The following is a 17,401-nucleotide window of genomic DNA, read 5'->3' as shown; positions in this document are numbered from 1 at the left end:
CGTCCGTGGGGATCGTTTCTCCGAAAGGTCCGCCTATGCCGCTGTCTCCGCCCGAACCGCGCCAGCACATCCACACCCGCCGGATCGACTGCCAGGGCTACCGCCGCGAGGATGGCCTATGGGACATCGAGGCCCGCATCGTCGACACCAAGACCTACACCTTCGCCAACCACGATCGCGGCCGCATCGCCGCCGGCGAACCGCTGCACGACATGGCGTTGCGGGTCACGGTCGACGATGACCTGGTGATCCGCGCCGTCGAGGCGGTCACCGACGCCTCGCCCTTCGGCATCTGCGGCCGGGTCACCCCCAACTTCCAGCGCCTGGTGGGCCTGACCATCGGCGCCGGCTTCTCCGGCAAGGTCAAGCAGGCCCTGGGCCGGGCCGAGGGCTGCACCCATCTGGTTGACCTGCTGAAGCCGCTGGCGGCGACGGCTTACCAGACCCTGCACGCCCGCCGCGAAGAGAAGCGCAAGGCCGGCAACACCGGCGAGCGGCCGCGCATCCTCGATACCTGTTACGCCCTGCGCTCCGACGGCCCCGTGGTGGCGCGCGAGTGGCCCGAGTTCTACACCGGCCCGGCCCTGCCGGTGGCGGCGCCGTCCGCCGGTTCGGAGGGTTAGCGACCGCCCGTCCCGGTTGCCAGCCGGCGCCCGCCTGGGCGATGCTGCCGCGAGGCACCCAGGGTGCACCCGACCGAGGGGGGAGTGCGGCGCGGCATGACGGGACAGACGACGGGCGCGGGCGGACACGCGGCGTGCGGACACGGGGCGGGCGGACGCGGCGCGGTGGCGGCGGGCCACCCGGAGACGGCGGCGGCGGCGGTCGAGATCCTGGAGGACGGCGGCTCCGCCTTCGACGCCGTGGTGGCGGCGCTGGCGGCCTCGTTCGTCGTGGAGCCGGCGCTCAGTTCCCCCGGCGGCGGCGGCTTCCTGCTGGCGCATCCCGCCGGGGCCGATCCGCTGGTGCTCGACTTCTTCGCCCAGACCCCGGGTCGCGCCGCCCCGGCCGACCGCGCCGCACTCGACTTCCTGCCGGTGGACGCGGACTTCGGCGCCACCACCCAGGAGTTCCACGTCGGCCGCGCCGCCGCCGCGGTGCCGGGCATGGTCCCGGGCCTGTGCGCCATCCACGCCGCGCTGTGCCGGCTGCCGCTGGCGCGCCTGCTGGCGCCAGCGGTGCGGCTGGCGCGGGCCGGGGTGCCGGTGGCGCCGTTGCAGGCCCACATCATCGGGGTCATCGCCCCCATCCTGCTGCTGACGCCCGAGGCCCGCGCGCTGTTCGGCGACCCGGCGGACCCGCGGCGCCCGGTGCCGGCGGGCACGGGCCAAGCCATGCCGGCCCTGGCCGACACCCTGGAGGCCCTGGGCCGCGAGGGCGAGCGCCTGTTCCGCGACGGCCCGGTGGGTCAGGCCATGGTAACGCTGTGCGCCGACGGCGGCCTGCTGACGGCCGCGGACCTGGCGCGCTACCGGGTGCTGCGTCACCGGCCGCTGGACCGACGCTTCCGGGGTGCGCGCGTGCTGACCAACCCGCCGCCGTCGTCGGGGGGCGCACTGATCGCCTTCGGGCTGGCCCTGGCGGAGGACGGGCCGCCGCCCGATCCGGTGCGGCTGGCGGCCCTCATGCAGGCCACCGGCGCGGCCCGCGACGCCGTCGGGCTGGCGGAGGGGGTGGACGAGGCCCGCGTCGCCCGCCTGCTGGACGACCCCGCCCTGCGGCGCTGGGCGGCGACCCTGGACGCCCCGCGCGCCCGCAAGGCCGGCGGGACCACCCACGTCTCGGTGCTCGACGCCGCCGGCAACGCGGCCGCCTGCACGGTGTCCAACGGCGAGGGCTGCGGCCACATCGTGCCGGGCGCGGGCTTCATGCTGAACAACATGCTGGGCGAGGAGGACCTCAACCCGGGCGGCTTTTTCCGCTGGCGGCCGGATACGCGGGTCTCGTCCATGATGGCGCCGACCCTGGCCGAGCGCCCGGACGGGACCCTGCTGGCGCTGGGCTCGGGCGGGTCGAACCGCATCCGCACGGCGCTGTTGCAGGTGCTGTGCGGGGTGCTGGCCCACGACCGCCCGCTGGCGGCGGCCGTGCAGGCGCCCCGGCTGCACATGGAGCGCGGCCACCTGGACATCGAGGCCGGCTGGGACGACGCCACCGTGGCGGCGCTGGCGGCAGCCTTCGCCGACCATCGGGTCTGGCCCGACCGCTCCATGTTCTTCGGCGGGGTGCACGCGGTCGCTCGCGATCCCGCGGGGGCCTTCGAGGCGGTCGGCGACGCCCGCCGCGGCGGGGCGGCCCGGCTGGCCGGATAGGCGCCGCCGTTGCCCAAAACGCGAAACGGCCCCGCGAGGGGGCCGTTTCAACAGGGCACATCTGGCGGTGGGTCCAGTGTGCCGATCTGGCGCGAGTGACGGGACTTGAACCCGCGACCTCTGGCGTGACAGGCCAGCGCTCTAACCAACTGAGCTACACCCGCTCGGTGTGTCCGCCATCAGCGGAGGCCGGGTATGTATCAGGGCGGGCGGAGGGGCGCAAGGGCTTTTTCGCCGGCCGGCACCGATTTCCCGGCACCCGTGATGCCCGCCCCGGCGCACCCGGACCCCGTGTCAGGTCCCGGCGATCCGGCCCAGGGCGGCCACGTCGCAGGCATAGCGGTTCGGCCCCAGCTCGGTGAGGATGCCCTCGCGGCGGAACTCGGCCACGATGCGGCTGGCGGTCTCGGTCGTCACCCCCAGCATGGCGCCCATGTCCTCGCGCCCGAACAACTCGCACTCGGTGGCGGCGCCCTCGTCCATCAGCAGCAGGAGCAGGCGCGCCACCCGGGCCTTGGCGCCGCCGGTGGACAGGCTGGTCAGCCACGCGTCGGCCTGCTGCACCGACCGCTGCCACCGCTGCATGAGCTGGGCGTGCATGCGCGGCGTCCCCTCGGCCAGCCGGTTGACCACCTCGCGCGGAATCCGGCACGTCAGGGTGGGACGCAGGGCGATGGCGGTGTGCTCGTACTCCTGGCCCAGCACCGCCTCCAGGCCGGCGGTGTCGCCGGGCCGCAACAGGCGCACGATGCGCTGGCTGCCGTCCGCCAGATAGCGCACGAGTTTCACCAGGCCGGTGCGGACGGTGAACACGGCCTGCCCGGGGTCGCCGACGTGGTACAGGGCCGCGCCGGGCTCGAACTGGATCTCGTCGATCGGAAGATGAATCAGCGCGAAGTCCGCCTCGCGCAACGCGGAGAACAGAGCCGTTTCGCGCACCCCGCAGGCGTGGCATTCCGCCTGACCCCGCCACGCCGCCTCGATTGATTTCCCGCGCACCGCGGTCCCTCTTCCGTTCGCCATCACCGCGCCATCCCGGTGGATGTGGGGCCGGCCGGCGGACGGCGCAATCCGGCCGCACGCTCCCCACCCCGAACGGCTAGCGTAACGGAAGCGCGCGCGCCCGTCCACGCGTGCTACCCACGCGCACGCTGGACCCGGCGCGCGGCCGAGCCGGCGCGTGACGGAGCCGGTGCGTGACGGAGCGGGGGCGCGATCGGGCCTAGCCGTGCAGCGCCAGCCCCTTGACCGTCTTGTCGACATCGGCCCGGGGGCCGTGGACCGCCAGACCCACGAGGTCGAGCGCCGGGGTCGGCACCGCGGCGACCGCCGCCCTGTTGGCGTCGTCGGCCCCGGTCGCGAACAGATCCGCCGTGTAGATCGACGGCGTCAGGCCGCGCCGCACCGCCCGGGCCAGCGCGGTGGCCAGAGCGGCGGCATCGGCGGCGGCGAAGACGAGCACGGGCTGGCGGATCAGCGGGCCGTACAGGCCGCCCGAGGCATCGCTGTAGCGCGCGCCGGCCAGATCCGGATAGGATCCGACCAGGCCGCCGGCCAGGAAGCCGACGACGTTGAGCTTCTGCCACACCCTGAGGTCGTCGCGGACGACGACGGCAATCTTGGTCTCGTGTCGCATGGGAACACCTGTCGCTTCGGGATCGCAGCCCGAGCCCATACGCCGCGCGCTGCCGCCGGGTCTTGAACGATCCTGCGGCGGCGACCGGCTGACCCTGGCCCCGCCCGGCGACGGCCTGCCCCGCCTGGAGGGGGCCTTCTCGGGCCGCGCCTACGGCCCGCACCGCCATGACAGCTATGCCCTTGGCGTGACTCTGGCCGGGGTCCAGGGCTTCCGGTATCGGGGCGCCTGGACCGCCAGCACGCCCGGCCGTCTGATGGTGCTGCATCCGGACGAGGTTCATGACGGCGAGGCCGGCACGGCAGGCGGCTTCCGCTACCGCATGGTGTACCTGGCGCCGCACCGCGTCGCGGCGGCGCTGGGCGCGCGGGCGCGCGGCCTGCCATTCGTTCGCGTGCCGGTGAGCGGCGATCCCCGCCTCGCCCTCGCCGTCGGGGCGGCGGTGGCGGACCTCGATCACCCGCTGGAGCCGCTGGCACGCGATCAGGTGGTCATGACCCTGGCCGAGGCGCTGCTGGCCCTCGACCCCTCGGCGGCGCGCGGCGGCCGCACCGCGCCGACCTGCCCCCGCGCCGTGGAGCAGGCCCGGGCGTTCCTGGAGGCGCACTGCACGCGCCGTGTCGACGCCACGGACCTGGAAGCCGTGACCGGACTCGACCGCTACACCCTGGCCCGCCAGTTCCGCGCCCGCCTCGGCACCAGTCCCTATCGGTACCTGACGCTGCGGCGTCTGGACCGGGCGCGGGCGGCCCTGTGGCGTGGCGCGCCTTTGGCGGACGCCGCCTGCGGCGCGGGGTTCGCCGATCAAAGCCACATGACCCGCCAGTTCACGCGCACCTACGGGCTGCCGCCGGGGCGCTGGCGGGCGTTGGCTGGTGGGGCTGGCGCAGCCGACCTCAGCCGACCAGGGCGTGGCCGACGATCGACCACAGAATGAGCGTCAGGAACAGGGTGGAGAGGGCAGCCCCCTCGCGCAGCAGGACGGCGACGGTCATGGCAGGAGCCTCCGTGAACCGGGAGCCGGGCGCCGGACCGGGCGCGCGTTCCCGTTTTGGTCCCATGCCAGGAATGAGAACATAGAAAGAACGCACGGTCAACCCGCAACGCCACTGCAATGACGGGGCGGGACGGTGCAGCGGTTCGGGGATGCATCGCGGCGCCGGGCGCCCTATCCTTCCGGCATGACCGGACCCGCCGCCGCCCATACGCCCGCGCCGCTCGATCGCCGCCTGTCCGTCGCCCCGATGATGGATTGGACCGATCGGCACGACCGCTACTTCCTGCGCCGCATCACCCGGCGCACGCTGCTCTACACCGAGATGGTGACGACCGGGGCGCTGCTGCACGGCGATGCCGCCCGCCACCTGGATTTCGATGCGTCCGAGCACCCGCTGGCCCTCCAACTCGGCGGCAGCGATCCGGACGCGCTGGCAGCCTGTGCCCGGCTGGGCACCCAATGGGGCTACGACGAGATCAACCTCAACGTCGGCTGTCCGTCGGACCGGGTTTCCAGCGGTCGCTTCGGGGCCTGCCTGATGGCCGAACCCGCGCTGGTGGCGGACTGTGTGGCGGCCGTGATCGCCGCCACCGACCGGCCGGTGACCGTCAAGCACCGCCTGGGGATCGACGACCTGGACAGCGACGATCACCTGCACCGATTCGTCGACCACCTCGCCGCCGCCGGCTGCCGCACCGTGATCGTGCACGCCCGCAAGGCTTGGCTGTCCGGCCTGAGCCCGAAACAGAACCGGGAGGTCCCGCCCCTGCAGCCGGAGCGGGTGCGGCGCCTGAAGGCGGCGTTTCCCGGGGTGAGCGTGGTCTACAACGGCGGCGTGCGCGATCTGGCGGCGGCGGCGGCCCTGATGGCGGGGCCGAACGCCCTTGACGGCGTGATGATCGGCCGCGCCGCCTACGAGACACCCTGGATGCTGGCCGGGGCCGACCGGGTCGTGTTCGGCGATGCCGCCGCGCCGCCCCCGGAGCGGGCCGCCGTGGCCCGCGCCATGGCCGACTATGCCACCCGCCGGCTGGCCGAGGGTGTGCCCCTCCAGGCCATCACCCGCCACATCCTGCCGCTGTTCCACGGCCGGCCCGGGGCGCGCGCCTGGCGCCGCCACCTGAGCGACCACGCCCATCGCCCGGGCGCCGGCCCCGACGTGATCCTGACCGCGCTCGCCGCGGTCGAGGCCGCCGCCGGGGTGGCCGCCGCGGCCTGACCCCCGCCCGGAGTCCGGCCCCGATCCCCACCCCTGGGCGCCGGCCTGTGGCGACGATCACACGATGCCGAGAAAGATGCCGGGACAGCGCCCCGCCCCGGGGCGGGCGCTGGCCGGGCCGCGCCGCCGTCGGTATCCTGCCTCGGCGATCGGCGTCAACGGCTCCGGTTAGAGCGGAACGCCCGAATACGGACTCGCATGGTGATTTCGAATTCGGGCGTTCCGCTCTGAAACCAACTGATCGCGCCGAGTCACGCTCGAAATTGGCCCACCCCGGTGGTTCCGATTTCGAGCGATCGGCGCTAGGCCACGACCCGACCCAAGAGAAGGGAGACGGCGGCATGCTCCAGCACGCGCAGACACCGGACCTGACCGGGTCCCGCCCGCCGCCGGCACGGCCGCGCGGGCCGACCCGGCGCCGGTGGGCGGACCGCCTCCGGCTGCCGGCCCTGGGCTTGGCCACGGCCCTGCTGGCGGGGTGCGCGGCCGCGCCGGGCGGTCCCGGCACGGCCACCGCCCCGATCCCGGACCCGCCACCGCCCCCCGCCCCCGAGGCGGCCGCCCCGGTCCCAGAAACGCCGCGCGGACCGCTGTCCGTCGCCCTGCTGGTGCCCCTGTCGGGGCCCGAGGCCGACACCGGGCGCGCCCTGGAGGCGGCCGCGCGCCAGGCGCTGGGGCCGGCGCGTGCCCCAGGGCGGGCCGAGGTCCTGCGCCTGAGCGTCCACGACACCCAGGGCACACCGGAGGGGGCGCGGGCCGCCGCCGACACCGCGGTCGCGAACGGGGCGGCCCTGCTGCTTGGGCCGCTGTTCTCGGTCGGGGCCCAGGCGGTCAAACCGGTGGCCGCGGCGGCCGGTGTGCCGGTGCTGACGTTCTCCAACAACCGCGCGGTGGCCGGCGAGGGGTTGTTCGTGCTGGGTCACCGGCCCGGGCCGCAAACGACGGCCCTGCTCGCCCACGCCGCCGCCGAGGGGCACGGCCGGGTGGTGGTGGTCGGGCCCGATACCGCCTACGCCCGCCTGGTCGCCAGTGCCGCCGCCTCGGCCGCCCAGACCGGCACGGTCCAGGTCCTGGCCAGCCGCCTGTTCGCGCCGGACACCCCCTACAACAGTCAGGTCGAGATCGTGCGCGCGTTGGCCCGCCTCGACCTCACCGGTGCGGTGATCCCCACCACCGGCATGACGCTGGTCGGCCTGTCGGCGCTGTTCGAGTACTACGACGCCACGCTGCCCCGGGTGCGCCTGCTGGGCACCGACCTGTGGGAATGGCCGGGCACCTTCGCGGAGGGGTCGCTGCGCGGGGCCTGGTACGTCAGCACCAGCCTGCCGCCGGACCAGCGGCCCGGCATGCCGGAACCGCGTGAGACGGAGCCAGAGAGGGAGACCGCCGCGACGGATGCCGCAGCACCGAACGAGGGGACGAACGAGGGGACGAACGGGGGGGCGGCCGACGCGGCCGGGGCCGCGCCGAGCGGACCGCCGCCGCGCGCCGCCCGCAAGCCGGAGGCCCCGGACCGCCCCGCCCCCGGACCCGAGCCGGCCGTGCGGACTGCGGCCGGCCCCGGCAAGCTGGAGCGGCTGGCGATGGACGCCGTGGCGCTGGCCGCCGCCTGGGCGGCCGAGGGCCGGTCCGAAGAGGGGGCCGAAGAGGGGGCCGAAGAGGGAGCCGACGATAGGGCCGATGTCACCGCGTTCCTGACCGACCCGGCCGGCTTCCAGGGCTACGCGGGCCTGTTCCGGCTGCTGCCGTCGGGCCTGAACGAGCGCGCCATGCATGTCCTGGAGGTCACGGCGCAAGGCCCGCGCCTGATCCGGCCGGCCCCCGAAGCCTTCGCCCCCGGCCAGGCCGCGACCCGGCTGGTCGGCCCCGACGACTTCGCCCGCTTCCCGTGGCTCGCGCGTGAATACGGTGTGGACGCGCCTGCGGGGCGGTCCCCCCCGGACTCGCCGGCCTCCCCCGCGGCCCCGGTCGGGCCGGTGGCGGCGCCGGTGGACGGCCCGGCGCCCGGGCCGGACGGGACGCCGGAGGCCATCCCGGCCGCGACGCCGGGCGCTCCGGCGGCGCCGGCCGACGACGGCTGTCGCTGGGTGCGGGAGTGTTCCGGCGGGTCGTGCCGGACGACGCGGGTCTGCCCGCCGGCGTCCTAGAGCCGATCGTTTGAAATCGGAACCGGAACTGCGTTCCGATTTCAAACGTGAATCGGCTCTACATTATTGATTTTACAGCCGATTATCGCGACAAACCGACGTCGCGCCGCGGTTCCGGTTTGTCGCAATCGGCTGTATTGATTCGAGAGCAGATTCACGCACCAAAATGGGATCACGGCGCGATTCCATTTTGGTGCGATCTGCTCTCGGGCGGATCGCACCACCTCTTGATCGTGTTGGTCCTGTCTTTGATCACGAGGTGGTGCAGGATTCCGCGCCGCGACGGACGGCTACGGACAGCCCCCGTACTTGGCCTGGAGCTTCTCGCCCGAAACCACGCGGACCTGCTCGATGGTGGTGTTGGTCTCGCGCGCCAGACGTTCGTAGGCCGCCAGGCGCTCGCGGTTGATGGTGTCCACCTGCTGGCGCACGGCGGCGTCGCCGCTGAGCGCCCGCAACAGGCCGTCCGGCCGCTCACACACGGCGCCGCTGGCGCGGAGCTGGTCGAGGCTCTGCGCCGCCGCCGGGGGCGTGCCGAGCGCGACCAGAGTGGCCAGCGCCAGCACCGCCGCGCCCGCGCGGCGCACGGCGGTCCGGCGGCGGCGTCCGGCGGAGGGGGGAGCGGAGCCGTCGGCCCCGCGCGCTTGCCCTGTCATGACCCGTCTTCCCTCATCCCTTTCGCGACATCCCTGCGGCGGCGTGCGGATCGGCCGGCCTCGGGCCTGCGGACCCGGCGGCGGTCACACTCAGAAGATGTCCGGATTGCCCTCCAGGACCTCCTCGACGCCCTTTTCCAGGCGCACCCGCACATCCTGTTCGATTTTCACGTTCAGGTTGATGACGATGGGTTTGTCGGGCGCCTGCACCTTCACCGACGGCTGGCAGGCGGCGAGCCCGGCCAGCAGCAGCGCCGACGCAAGGGTCGCGCCGGCACGGCGGCACCAGGGGCGGAAACGCACGGTCGGGACGGTGTCCATGCCGCCTCCACATCGGTCGGGGCGTCGCGCCGCCCCACCGGTCAGTGAACGGGGTGATTGTGGCATGGGCGGGGCGGCTCAGGCGGCCTGGCTGGCGCGGTGGGAGATCAGCAGGCCGTACAGCGCCTCCGGGGTATCGGTGCCGCGCAGCTTTTCGCACATCGACCGGTCGCGCAGCAGGCGCGAGACCCGGGCCAGGGCCTTGAGGTGGTCGGCCCCGGCGGACTCGGGGGCCAGCAAGAGGAAGATCAGGTCGACCGGCTGGTCGTCGATGGCATCGAAGTTGATCGGGCGCGCCAGCCGCGCGAACAGGCCGTGCATGCCGGTCAGGCCCGGCAGCCGGCCATGCGGGATGGCGATGCCGTTGCCGACACCGGTGGTGCCCAGCCGCTCGCGCTCCAGCAACACGTCGAAGATGGTTCGCTCGTTCAGCCCCGTGATCTGGGCGGCGCGCCGGGCCAGGGCCTGCAGCGCCTGCTTCTTGCTGGTGACCTTGAGGGGAACCATCACGCTGTCGGGCGTGATCAGATCGGCAATGTCCATCACTGGCCTTTCGGAACAGACACGCGACGCCGCCCGCGACGCGCCGTGGCGCCACCCAGGGGGCTTGACGGATCCGGAGGGACGGCACCAAAGCGCGGCCGACGGCACCCGTCAAGCCTCCTGGCGGCCCCCGGTTCGCGGTCCTGCGGGCTGTCGTCGCGGATGATCCTCGATTCACACGATAGGGACCCGACGGTAACCGGGTCACACGACTGGAGACCGGGCACGGCGACCTCCTCCGGACGTGGATTGATCCGGAAGGTCCGGGGCCGCGCGGTCCCGGGCGGGATCCGGCACCATCCCGGGGGCGTCCGCCTCTCGCGGAACCCGCCGCCAACGCGATCCGGCGGCCGGCGCACGGATGCGGATGCTCCCAGGCCTCCCACGCCACGGCACACCGGGCACCGGACACCAGGAGAAGCCTGGATCCACACTGCGACCGCCCCGTCTTCGGCGCAAGCGAAAAACGCCGCGATGCTGCACTGCGTTCCCTGCGGTCGCGGCCCGGGCGCGGCTCCAGGGGGTGGCGCCCGCCCGCTGGACGGCCGGCCGGTGCCCGCCCACATCTGCGGTCGGACCCCTGAAGCGGGAGCGTTGCATGATCGACCGCCGCCGCCTGCTGACCGGAGTCGGCGCCGTGCTGCTGGCGGCGGCGGCCTCCGGCTGCGCGCCGCCCGGCCCCAAGGGGGCGCCCGCCGCCCCCGGTCCGGCGGGACCGGCGCGCGCCGAGACCCAGCCGATCCACGTGATCGCCACCGGCTGGCACAGCGGCCTCGTGATCCCGCGCGCGGCCGTGCCGGCCGGGCTGTTGCCCGAGGCCGCGGATTTCCCCGATGCGCGCTACCTGGAGGCGGGCTGGGGGGACCGGGCCTATTACCCCAACCCGCGCGCCTCGCTGGCCGACGCGCTGGCCGCGGGGCTGGTGCCGGGACCGTCGATCCTGCACCTGGCCGGTCTCGCCGCCCTGCCCGCGCCCACGGCCGACCGCGCGGTCTGGCGGGTGCCGATCGCGGCGCCGGGCCTGGCGCGGCTGGTGCGGGCGATCCACGACACCGTGGAGCGTCCACCCGGCGGCGGCCGGGTAGCGCCGGTCGCGCCCGGCCTGACGCCGGCCGGACGCTTCTACCCCGCCCACGGCCGGTTCCACCTGTTCAACACCTGCAACACCTGGGTGGCGCGCCAGCTCGGCCGGGCCGGTCTGGCGATCGCGCCCGGCGGCATCATCACGGCGGAAAACCTGGCCGACCGGCTGGACGCGCTGCCCGGCGCCCGGCGCCTGTCGGCCGACGCGGGCGCGGGGGCGAGCGCGGGCGCGGGCGCGGGATGAGGGGGGCGACCCGAGCGCGGCGACCAGGGCCGGCCGGGCCTCGGGGCCGTCAGGACTGGAGGGCCAGGAACTCGTCCTCGGTCAGCGTGGTCACGCCCAGGTCGCGCGCCTTGGCGGCCTTGCTGCCGGCGTCGGCGCCCACCACCACGTAGTCGGTCTTGGCCGACACGCTGCCCGTCACCTTGGCCCCCATGGCCTGGGCACGGGCCTTGGCCTCCGCCCGCGACAGAGTCTCCAGGCTGCCGGTGAACACCACCGTCTTGCCGGCCAGCGGGCTCTCCGCCGCCCCCGTATCCGGTCGCTCGAACGGCTGGACGTCGAGCAGCGCCGCCAGATCGTCCAGCACCGTCTGATTGTGCTCTTCGTGGAAGAACGCCAGCAGATCCCGCGCCACACTGGTGCCCACATCGTTGATGTTGACCAGCGTGCGGTAGGCTTCGGACTCCGGATCCTGCGCCGCCGCCATGGCGTCGCGCAGCGCGTCCAGCGTGCCGTAGTGCGCCGCCAGCAGGCGCGCCGTCGCCTGGCCCACCTGACGGATGCCGAGCGCATAGATGAACCGCTCCAGGGGGATGGTGCGCCGCTCGCGGATGGCGCGGAACAGGTTCTCGGCCGATTTCTCGCCCCAGCCCTCGCGGTTCTTCAGCCGGGTCAGGCCCTGGCGGTCCTTTTCCTCCAGGCGGAAGATGTCGGCCGGCCCCCGGATCAGGCCGTCGGTGTAGAAGGACTCCACCGCCTTGGCGCCCAGACCCTCGATGTCGAAGGCATCCCGGGAGACGAAGTGCTTGAGCCGCTCGATCGCCTGGGCCGGACAGATCAGGCCGCCGGTGCAGCGGCGGATGGCCTCGCCCTCGGGGCGTGGCGCCTCGGATCCGCACACCGGGCAGTGGTCGGGAAAGGCGAACGGTTCGGTCCCGTCGGGCCGGGCCTCGGTCACCACCGAGACCACCTGCGGGATCACATCGCCGGCGCGCTGGATGACGACGGTGTCGCCCTCCCGGATGTCCTTGCGGCGGATTTCGTCCTCGTTGTGCAGGGTGGCGCGCGCGACCACGACGCCGCCCACGGTGACCGGCTCCAGGTCGGCCACCGGGGTCAGGGCGCCGGTGCGCCCGACCTGGATGCGGATGGCCGTCAGCACCGTGCGCGCCTGCTCGGCCGGAAACTTGTGCGCGGTGGCCCAGCGCGGCGCCCGGCTGACGAAGCCGAGCCGCTTCTGCCAGTCCACCCGGTCCACCTTGTAGACCACGCCGTCGATGTCGTAGGGCAGGCTGGCGCGCCGTTCCTCCAGGGCCTCGTAGACCGCCAGCACGGCGTCCAGATCCTGGCACAGCCGGGTCTCCGGGTTGACCGGCAGGCCCCAGTCGCGCAGCCGCTCCAGGAACCCGTGGTGGCTGTCGAACGCGGCACCCCGCACCTCGCCCCAGGAATAGGCGAACAGCCGCAGCGGCCGGCGCGCGGTGACCGCCGGGTCGAGCTGGCGCAGCGAGCCGGCGGCGGCGTTGCGCGGATTGGCGAACGGCTTGGCGCCCGCCTCCACCTGACGCTCGTTGAGGGCCAGGAAAGCGTCGCGGGTCATGTAGATCTCGCCGCGCACCTCCAGCACCGGCGGCACGTCGGCGCCGGTCAGCCGCTCCGGCACGTCGTCCAGGGTGCGCACGTTGGCGGTGACGTCCTCGCCCTCGGTGCCGTCGCCGCGCGTGGCGGCCTGCACCAGGCGGCCGTCCTCGTAGCGCAGCGACACCGACAGGCCGTCGATCTTGGGTTCGGCCACCAGGGCCAGCGGCTCGTCCTCGCTCAGGCGCAGAAAGCGCCGGATGCCGGCGGTGAACTCGGCCACGTCGGCGCGGTCGAAGACGTTGCCCAGCGACAGCATGGGCACCCGGTGCACCACCTTGCCGAAGCCGGACGCGGGCGCCGCCCCCACCCGCTGCGACGGGCTGTCGGCGCGGATCAGCTCCGGAAAGCGCGCCTCGATGGCGTCGTTGCGCGCGCGCAGGGCATCGTAGGCGGCGTCGCTGATCTCGGGCGCGTCCTGCTGATGGTACAGGGCGTCGTGGCGGGCGATCTCGGCGGCCAGCCGCGCCAACTCGGCGGTGGCCTGGTCGCGGCTCAGGGCCTCGACGGCCACGTCGGGGTGGCCCGCGGGAACGGTCTCTTCGGTCATGGGGTCTCGGGTCCGGCGGAATCGGGCAACGGGCTGTCCAACGGCATCTCCATCTGGGACGCCGCGCCGCCCTGCAACAGGGTGGTGGCGGCGGCCCGGGCCTCGGCTGTGATGGTGGCCCCCGAGAGCATGCGGGCGATCTCCTCGCGGCGGTCCTCGGGCGACAGCACCGACACGCGCGTCTCGGTGCCCGCCTCGCCGTCACCGCCGCTCCCGCTCTTCTCGACCCGCCAGTGATGATGCCCGGTGGCAGCCACCTGCGGCGAATGGGTGACCACCAGCACCTGGACGTCGCGCGCCAGCCGGGCCAGCCGCTCGCCGACCGCCGCCGCGGTGGCACCCCCGATGCCGGTGTCGACCTCGTCGAACACCAGCGTGGGGACCGTGGACGCCCGCGCCAGCACCACCTTGAGTGCCAGCATGAAGCGCGCCAGTTCGCCGCCCGAGGCGATCTTGTGGATCGGCCCCGGCGCGGCCCCGGGGTTGGTGGCGACCTCGAAGGCGACGCGGTCCAGGCCCTCCGGCCCCCAGTCGCGCTCGGTCAGCGGGTCAACGCGGGTCTCGAAGCGCGCCTTGTCCAGCTTCAGCGGCGGCAGTTCGGCGGCCACCGCCCGGTCGAGCCGCGCGGCCGCGGCCCGGCGGCCGTCCGACAGCGCCCGGGCGGCGGTGATGTAGGATTCGCGGGCCGCCTGTTCGGCGCGGGCCAGGCGGGCCACGTCGGCGCCGCCGCCCTCGACCGCCGCCAGCCGGTCGCGGGTGGCCTCCATCAGGGCGGGCAGCGCGTCCGGCTCCACCCCGTGCTTGCGCGCCAGCCCGCGCAGCGCGAACAGGCGTTCCTCCACCTGGTCCAGGTGGCGCGGGTCGAGGTCGATGTCGGCCGCCGCATGATCCAGCGCGTTGCGGACCTCGGCCAGTTCGATCGCGGCCCGCTCCAGCCCCTCGACGATCGGCGCCACGGTCGCCCCGGCCAGATCGCTGAGACGTTCCAGGGCGCGCTGGGCCGCACGCAGGGCGGTGTCCACGTCGGCCGGCTGGCTCAGCGCCGCCAGCGCCGCGTTCAGGCCCTCGGCCAGCTTCTCCCCGTTCATCAGCCGGGCGCGCATCTCGGCCAGCCCGGCGTCCTCGCCCGGCTTGGGGTTGAGCGCCTCCAGCTCCTCCAGGGCGGCCCGCAGCTCGGCCTCGTGCGCCTGGGCCTGGGCCAGGTCGCGGCGCGCGTCCGCATGGGCGCGGGCGGCGGCGCGCCATGCCTCCCAGGCGGCGCGACAGTCCGCCCGCGGGGCCGTCAGCGCGCCGTGGGCATCCAGCACACCACGATGGGTCGCGGGATCGAGCAGGCCGTGGCTGTCGAACTGACCGTGCACCTCGACCAGGGTGTCGCCGAGCCGGCGCAACAGGCCGACGCTGGCCGGCTGGTCATTGACCCGGGCCCGGCTGCGGCCGTCGGCGCTCACCGTGCGCCGCAGCACCAGGGTCTCCTCGCCGGTGTCCAGATCCTGCTCGGCCAGGAGGACGTGGGCCGGATGGCCGGCGGGGATCTCGAAGGCGGCGGTGACCGACAGCCGGTCCGCCCCGGCGCGCACCAGGCCACTGTCGGCGCGCGCGCCCAGGGCGAGACCCAGGCTGTCCAGCAGAATGGACTTGCCGGCGCCGGTCTCGCCGGTCAGCACGCCGAGTCCGGCGCCGAACGTGAGATCGAGGTGCCGGATCAGCACCACGTCGCGGATGGACAGGGAGACGAGCATGCCAGCGGGTCCGGCGGAAGACGAAAGGCACCCCGGTCAGGGCGGTGCCACTAGATCCAGTCGAACAGACCGTCGTACCAGGCGGTGTCGGCGTCCGGGTCGCGGATCTGTTCGCCGGTCACGAGTTGATAGGCGTCCACGTACCAGTCGCTGCCCGGGTAGTTGTGGCCGAGGACGGCGGCCACCTTGCGGGCCTCGCCCTCCAGGCCCAGGATGCTGTTGATTTCAACGATGCGGTACAGCGCCTCCGGCACGTGGGTGGTCTGCTCGTACTCCTCCACCACGCGCTTGAAGCGGTTCAGGGCGGCCAGGTAATGCTTCTCCCGCAGGTAGAAGCGGCCGACGCTCATTTCCTTGCCGGCCATGTGGTCGCGCGCCAGGTCGATCTTGAAGCGGGCGTCGCGGGCGTACTTGGTGTCCGGAAAGCGGTTGATGACCTCGCGCAGGCCCTCCATCGCCAGGCGTGTGATCTCCTGGTCGCGGCGCACGTCGGCGATCTGCTCGTAGTAGCTCAGGCCCTTGAGATAGTACGCATAGGCGATATCGCGGTTGCCCGGGTGGAGCTGGATGAAGCGGTCCAGGGCGATGATCGCCTCGTCGTAGTCGTTGTCCTCGTAGTGGCTGTAGGCCGCCATGAGCTGGGCCTTGGTCGCCCACACCGAATAGGGGTGCTGGCGCTCGACCTCGTTGAAGGCCTCGGCCGCGCCGTCGTAGTCCCCCTCCTCCAGCAGGCTGACCGCCTCGTTGTAGAGTTGTTCGACCGGGCGTTCCTGGTAGGCCGGTTCGTCGGAGCCGGTGCCGCAGGCCGCGAGGGCGAGCACCGCCGCCAGGGCGACGGCGGCCGCGGTCGCACGGCGGGCACGCGGGGCGCACGGCGACGGCGGAACGGGAAGCGGGCTCTTCATGGTACGGGCGACGATCCTGACGGTCCGTGGGGGACGAGTCCGGGGGCGCGCGGCAGACAGCCGCCCGCGCGCCGGCCCCGAAGCCTCGCACTATACCATGGCACCCGGATGTGTCACCTGCCCGGCTGACCGGCCGCTGCCGGGCCGGGCCGAGCTCAGGCGCGGCGGCGGTCGCCGGCGTGGCGCGCGGCGTCACCGGCGCCGGCGGTGCTCAGCGCCGGTTCAAACCGCCACGCCTGGGGCTGCGCGAACAGCGCCCGCAGCAGCAGGTTGTTGAGGCGGTGGCTGGGTCGGTGACCGCTGTAGGCACCGATCACCGGATGCCCGGCCAGCGCCAGGTCGCCCAGCACGTCGAGCGCCTTGTGACGGACGAACTCGTCGTCGTGACGCAGGCCCTCGGGGTTGAGGATGGCGTCGCCATCGACCACCACGGCGTTGTCGAGCGAGCCGCCGCGGGCCAGCCCCATGGCGCGCAGCCCCTCCACCTCGTGGCGGAAGCCGAAGGTGCGCGCGTCCGCCAGGTCACGGCGGAAACTGTCGGGGGTGACCGAGACCACGCGGTGCTGGCGGCCGATGGCGGCGCTGTCGAAGTCGATGGTGGCGTCGATGCTCAGGCCGCGCGGCGCCGGCCGCAGACTCGCCACGCTCTCGCCATCCTCCACGGTCACGGTATCGACCAGGCGCACGGCATGGCGCGGGGCGCCCTGGGCGATCGTGCCGGCGGTCTCGACCAGGGCCACGAAGGCGGCCGAAGAGCCATCCATCACCGGCAGTTCCGGCCCGTCGACGACGAGTTCCGCGTTGTCCACGCCGAGCCCGGCCAGGGCGGCCATCAGGTGCTCGACGGTGGCGACGGTGACGCCGGCCGCGTTGCCCAGGGTGGTGCACAGCCGGGTGTCCACCACGTGGTCCCAGCGCGCCGGGATCATGGGGTCGCGGTCGGTCACGTCGGCGCGGCGGATCCAGATCCCGCTGTCGGCGGCGGCGGGGCGCAGCGTCAGGGTAACGTCGACGCCGGAATGCAGCCCGATGCCGGTCACGGTGGCCGGCCCGGCCAGGGTGCGTTGCGCGGCCGCGGTCAGCGGCCACAGGCCGGGACCGGCGCTGATGCCGGCGGGCGCCACGTCCGATGCGGCGGCGAGGGCTTCGGCTTCGTCCAGGCTGGCGTCCTTCATGATCAAGCGTCCCCGTCAGTCTGGGCCGGTCCGGCGCGAACCCCACAGGCGGGGGGGCGCGAGACCCGTGATGGCTGAAGCGGTCGATCCGGGGTGGTCCCGGCGGCCGGTGGACCCGGCCCGGGACCGGACACCGCCACACGGTCTCGGGGTCTCCGTCCAACCCCACCCGCGGCTCGACTATTTGCTTGATCCAGACTTAGCGGCGCAGCGGGGACCGTGCAAATCAATCATTGTTTCAGAATGTTGCGACT

Annotated in this window: 15 protein-coding genes and 1 tRNA gene; 6 read left to right on the top strand and 10 right to left on the bottom strand. The window is 74.0% G+C overall.

The annotated features are described in order from the left end of the window. The first annotated feature begins 35 nt into the window (after positions 1-35). Complete coding sequence (locus GGD88_RS11940; RefSeq protein ID WP_184435735.1) at positions 36-623, top strand: DUF2889 domain-containing protein; 588 nt, start codon at positions 36-38, stop codon at positions 621-623. Positions 624-719: 96 nt separating this feature from the next. Further along, positions 720-2,312, top strand: coding sequence for a gamma-glutamyltransferase (locus tag GGD88_RS11935; protein ID WP_184435733.1), 1,593 nt, complete (start codon positions 720-722; stop codon positions 2,310-2,312). Between the two features lie 87 nt (positions 2,313-2,399). Here the strand turns inward: GGD88_RS11935 and GGD88_RS11930 are convergent. The 3 genes from GGD88_RS11930 to GGD88_RS11920 form a co-directional block, all read right to left on the bottom strand. Further along, positions 2,400-2,476, bottom strand: a tRNA-Asp gene (locus GGD88_RS11930). A gap of 130 nt (positions 2,477-2,606) precedes the next feature. Next, a complete protein-coding gene (locus GGD88_RS11925; RefSeq protein WP_343056348.1) occupies positions 2,607-3,311 on the bottom strand; it encodes a Crp/Fnr family transcriptional regulator in 705 nt (234 codons plus the stop codon). Between the two features lie 223 nt (positions 3,312-3,534). Continuing rightward, positions 3,535-3,948 (bottom strand): DUF2000 domain-containing protein, encoded by a 414-nt coding sequence (locus tag GGD88_RS11920; protein ID WP_184435729.1) that lies wholly within the window; start codon positions 3,946-3,948, stop codon positions 3,535-3,537. On the opposite strand from GGD88_RS11920, the gene GGD88_RS11915 reads away from it, so the two are divergent. The 3 genes from GGD88_RS11915 (at position 3,947) to GGD88_RS11905 (ending at position 8,311) form a co-directional block, all read left to right on the top strand. Next, positions 3,947-4,885, top strand: a complete 939-nt coding sequence (locus GGD88_RS11915) for an AraC family transcriptional regulator (RefSeq protein ID WP_184435727.1) — start codon at positions 3,947-3,949, stop codon at positions 4,883-4,885. The two genes, GGD88_RS11920 and GGD88_RS11915, sit on opposite strands and share 2 nt — an antisense overlap. A 244-nt stretch (positions 4,886-5,129) precedes the next feature. Further along, complete coding sequence (gene dusA, locus GGD88_RS11910) at positions 5,130-6,164, top strand: tRNA dihydrouridine(20/20a) synthase DusA (protein WP_184435725.1); 1,035 nt, start codon at positions 5,130-5,132, stop codon at positions 6,162-6,164. 341 nt (positions 6,165-6,505) lie between these two features. Then, complete coding sequence (locus GGD88_RS11905) at positions 6,506-8,311, top strand: ABC transporter substrate-binding protein (RefSeq protein WP_184435723.1); 1,806 nt, start codon at positions 6,506-6,508, stop codon at positions 8,309-8,311. Between the two features lie 290 nt (positions 8,312-8,601). Here the strand turns inward: GGD88_RS11905 and GGD88_RS11900 are convergent, their stop codons facing one another. The 3 genes from GGD88_RS11900 to ptsN all read right to left on the bottom strand — a co-directional run bounded on the left by GGD88_RS11900 (position 8,602) and on the right by ptsN (position 9,831). Then, the gene (locus tag GGD88_RS11900; protein ID WP_184435721.1) at positions 8,602-8,967 is read right to left on the bottom strand and encodes a DUF1318 domain-containing protein; all 366 of its coding nucleotides are present in this window, start codon (positions 8,965-8,967) and stop codon (positions 8,602-8,604) included. Between the two features lie 90 nt (positions 8,968-9,057). Further along, positions 9,058-9,288 carry a YnbE family lipoprotein gene (locus GGD88_RS11895; RefSeq protein ID WP_184435719.1) on the bottom strand — a complete coding sequence of 77 codons (231 nt, stop codon included), beginning with the start codon at positions 9,286-9,288 and terminating at the stop codon, positions 9,058-9,060. A gap of 78 nt (positions 9,289-9,366) precedes the next feature. Next, complete coding sequence (gene ptsN / locus GGD88_RS11890; RefSeq protein ID WP_184435717.1) at positions 9,367-9,831, bottom strand: PTS IIA-like nitrogen regulatory protein PtsN; 465 nt, start codon at positions 9,829-9,831, stop codon at positions 9,367-9,369. A 598-nt stretch (positions 9,832-10,429) separates the two neighbouring features. On the opposite strand from ptsN, the gene GGD88_RS11885 reads away from it, so the two are divergent. Beyond that, positions 10,430-11,158 (top strand): DUF2459 domain-containing protein, encoded by a 729-nt coding sequence (locus tag GGD88_RS11885; protein ID WP_184435715.1) that lies wholly within the window; start codon positions 10,430-10,432, stop codon positions 11,156-11,158. Positions 11,159-11,207: 49 nt separating this feature from the next. Here the strand turns inward: GGD88_RS11885 and ligA are convergent, their stop codons facing one another. The 4 genes from ligA to lpxC form a co-directional block, all read right to left on the bottom strand. Next, entirely contained in the window at positions 11,208-13,325 is a 2,118-nt protein-coding gene (gene ligA, locus GGD88_RS11880) for an NAD-dependent DNA ligase LigA (RefSeq protein ID WP_184435713.1), read from the bottom strand. Next, complete coding sequence (gene recN / locus GGD88_RS11875) at positions 13,322-15,067, bottom strand: DNA repair protein RecN (RefSeq protein WP_184435711.1); 1,746 nt, start codon at positions 15,065-15,067, stop codon at positions 13,322-13,324. Before recN ends, ligA begins: the two co-directional genes overlap by 4 nt. Before the next feature lie 50 nt (positions 15,068-15,117). Then, a complete protein-coding gene (locus GGD88_RS11870; protein ID WP_184435709.1) occupies positions 15,118-15,972 on the bottom strand; it encodes an outer membrane protein assembly factor BamD in 855 nt (284 codons plus the stop codon). Positions 15,973-16,127: 155 nt separating this feature from the next. Continuing rightward, complete coding sequence (gene lpxC, locus GGD88_RS11865) at positions 16,128-17,147, bottom strand: UDP-3-O-acyl-N-acetylglucosamine deacetylase (protein ID WP_184435707.1); 1,020 nt, start codon at positions 17,145-17,147, stop codon at positions 16,128-16,130. Between the last annotated feature and the right edge of the window lie 254 nt (positions 17,148-17,401).

Source organism: Roseospira goensis, assembly GCF_014197795.1.
GTDB classification, from domain to species: domain Bacteria; phylum Pseudomonadota; class Alphaproteobacteria; order Rhodospirillales; family Rhodospirillaceae; genus Rhodospira; species Rhodospira goensis.
The sequence above is the reverse complement of the archived record's forward strand: the minus strand, read 5'-3'. Positions and strand labels throughout refer to the sequence as shown.

Excerpts from the sequence above, each read along its gene's own strand:
- recN (WP_184435711.1), bottom strand. The coding sequence starts at position 15,067 with ATGCTCGTCTCCCTGTCCATCCGCGACGTGGTGCTGATCCGGCACCTC.
- GGD88_RS11900 (WP_184435721.1), bottom strand. The coding sequence starts at position 8,967 with ATGACAGGGCAAGCGCGCGGGGCCGACGGCTCCGCTCCCCCCTCCGCC.
- GGD88_RS11895 (WP_184435719.1), bottom strand. The coding sequence starts at position 9,288 with ATGGACACCGTCCCGACCGTGCGTTTCCGCCCCTGGTGCCGCCGTGCC.
- GGD88_RS11905 (WP_184435723.1), top strand. The coding sequence starts at position 6,506 with ATGCTCCAGCACGCGCAGACACCGGACCTGACCGGGTCCCGCCCGCCG.
- GGD88_RS11915 (WP_184435727.1), top strand. The coding sequence starts at position 3,947 with ATGGGAACACCTGTCGCTTCGGGATCGCAGCCCGAGCCCATACGCCGC.
- GGD88_RS11935 (WP_184435733.1), top strand. The coding sequence starts at position 720 with ATGACGGGACAGACGACGGGCGCGGGCGGACACGCGGCGTGCGGACAC.
- GGD88_RS11885 (WP_184435715.1), top strand. The coding sequence starts at position 10,430 with ATGATCGACCGCCGCCGCCTGCTGACCGGAGTCGGCGCCGTGCTGCTG.
- GGD88_RS11870 (WP_184435709.1), bottom strand. The coding sequence starts at position 15,972 with ATGAAGAGCCCGCTTCCCGTTCCGCCGTCGCCGTGCGCCCCGCGTGCC.
- GGD88_RS11940 (WP_184435735.1), top strand. The coding sequence starts at position 36 with ATGCCGCTGTCTCCGCCCGAACCGCGCCAGCACATCCACACCCGCCGG.
- ptsN (WP_184435717.1), bottom strand. The coding sequence starts at position 9,831 with ATGGACATTGCCGATCTGATCACGCCCGACAGCGTGATGGTTCCCCTC.
- lpxC (WP_184435707.1), bottom strand. The coding sequence starts at position 17,147 with ATGAAGGACGCCAGCCTGGACGAAGCCGAAGCCCTCGCCGCCGCATCG.
- dusA (WP_184435725.1), top strand. The coding sequence starts at position 5,130 with ATGACCGGACCCGCCGCCGCCCATACGCCCGCGCCGCTCGATCGCCGC.
- ligA (WP_184435713.1), bottom strand. The coding sequence starts at position 13,325 with ATGACCGAAGAGACCGTTCCCGCGGGCCACCCCGACGTGGCCGTCGAG.
- GGD88_RS11920 (WP_184435729.1), bottom strand. The coding sequence starts at position 3,948 with ATGCGACACGAGACCAAGATTGCCGTCGTCGTCCGCGACGACCTCAGG.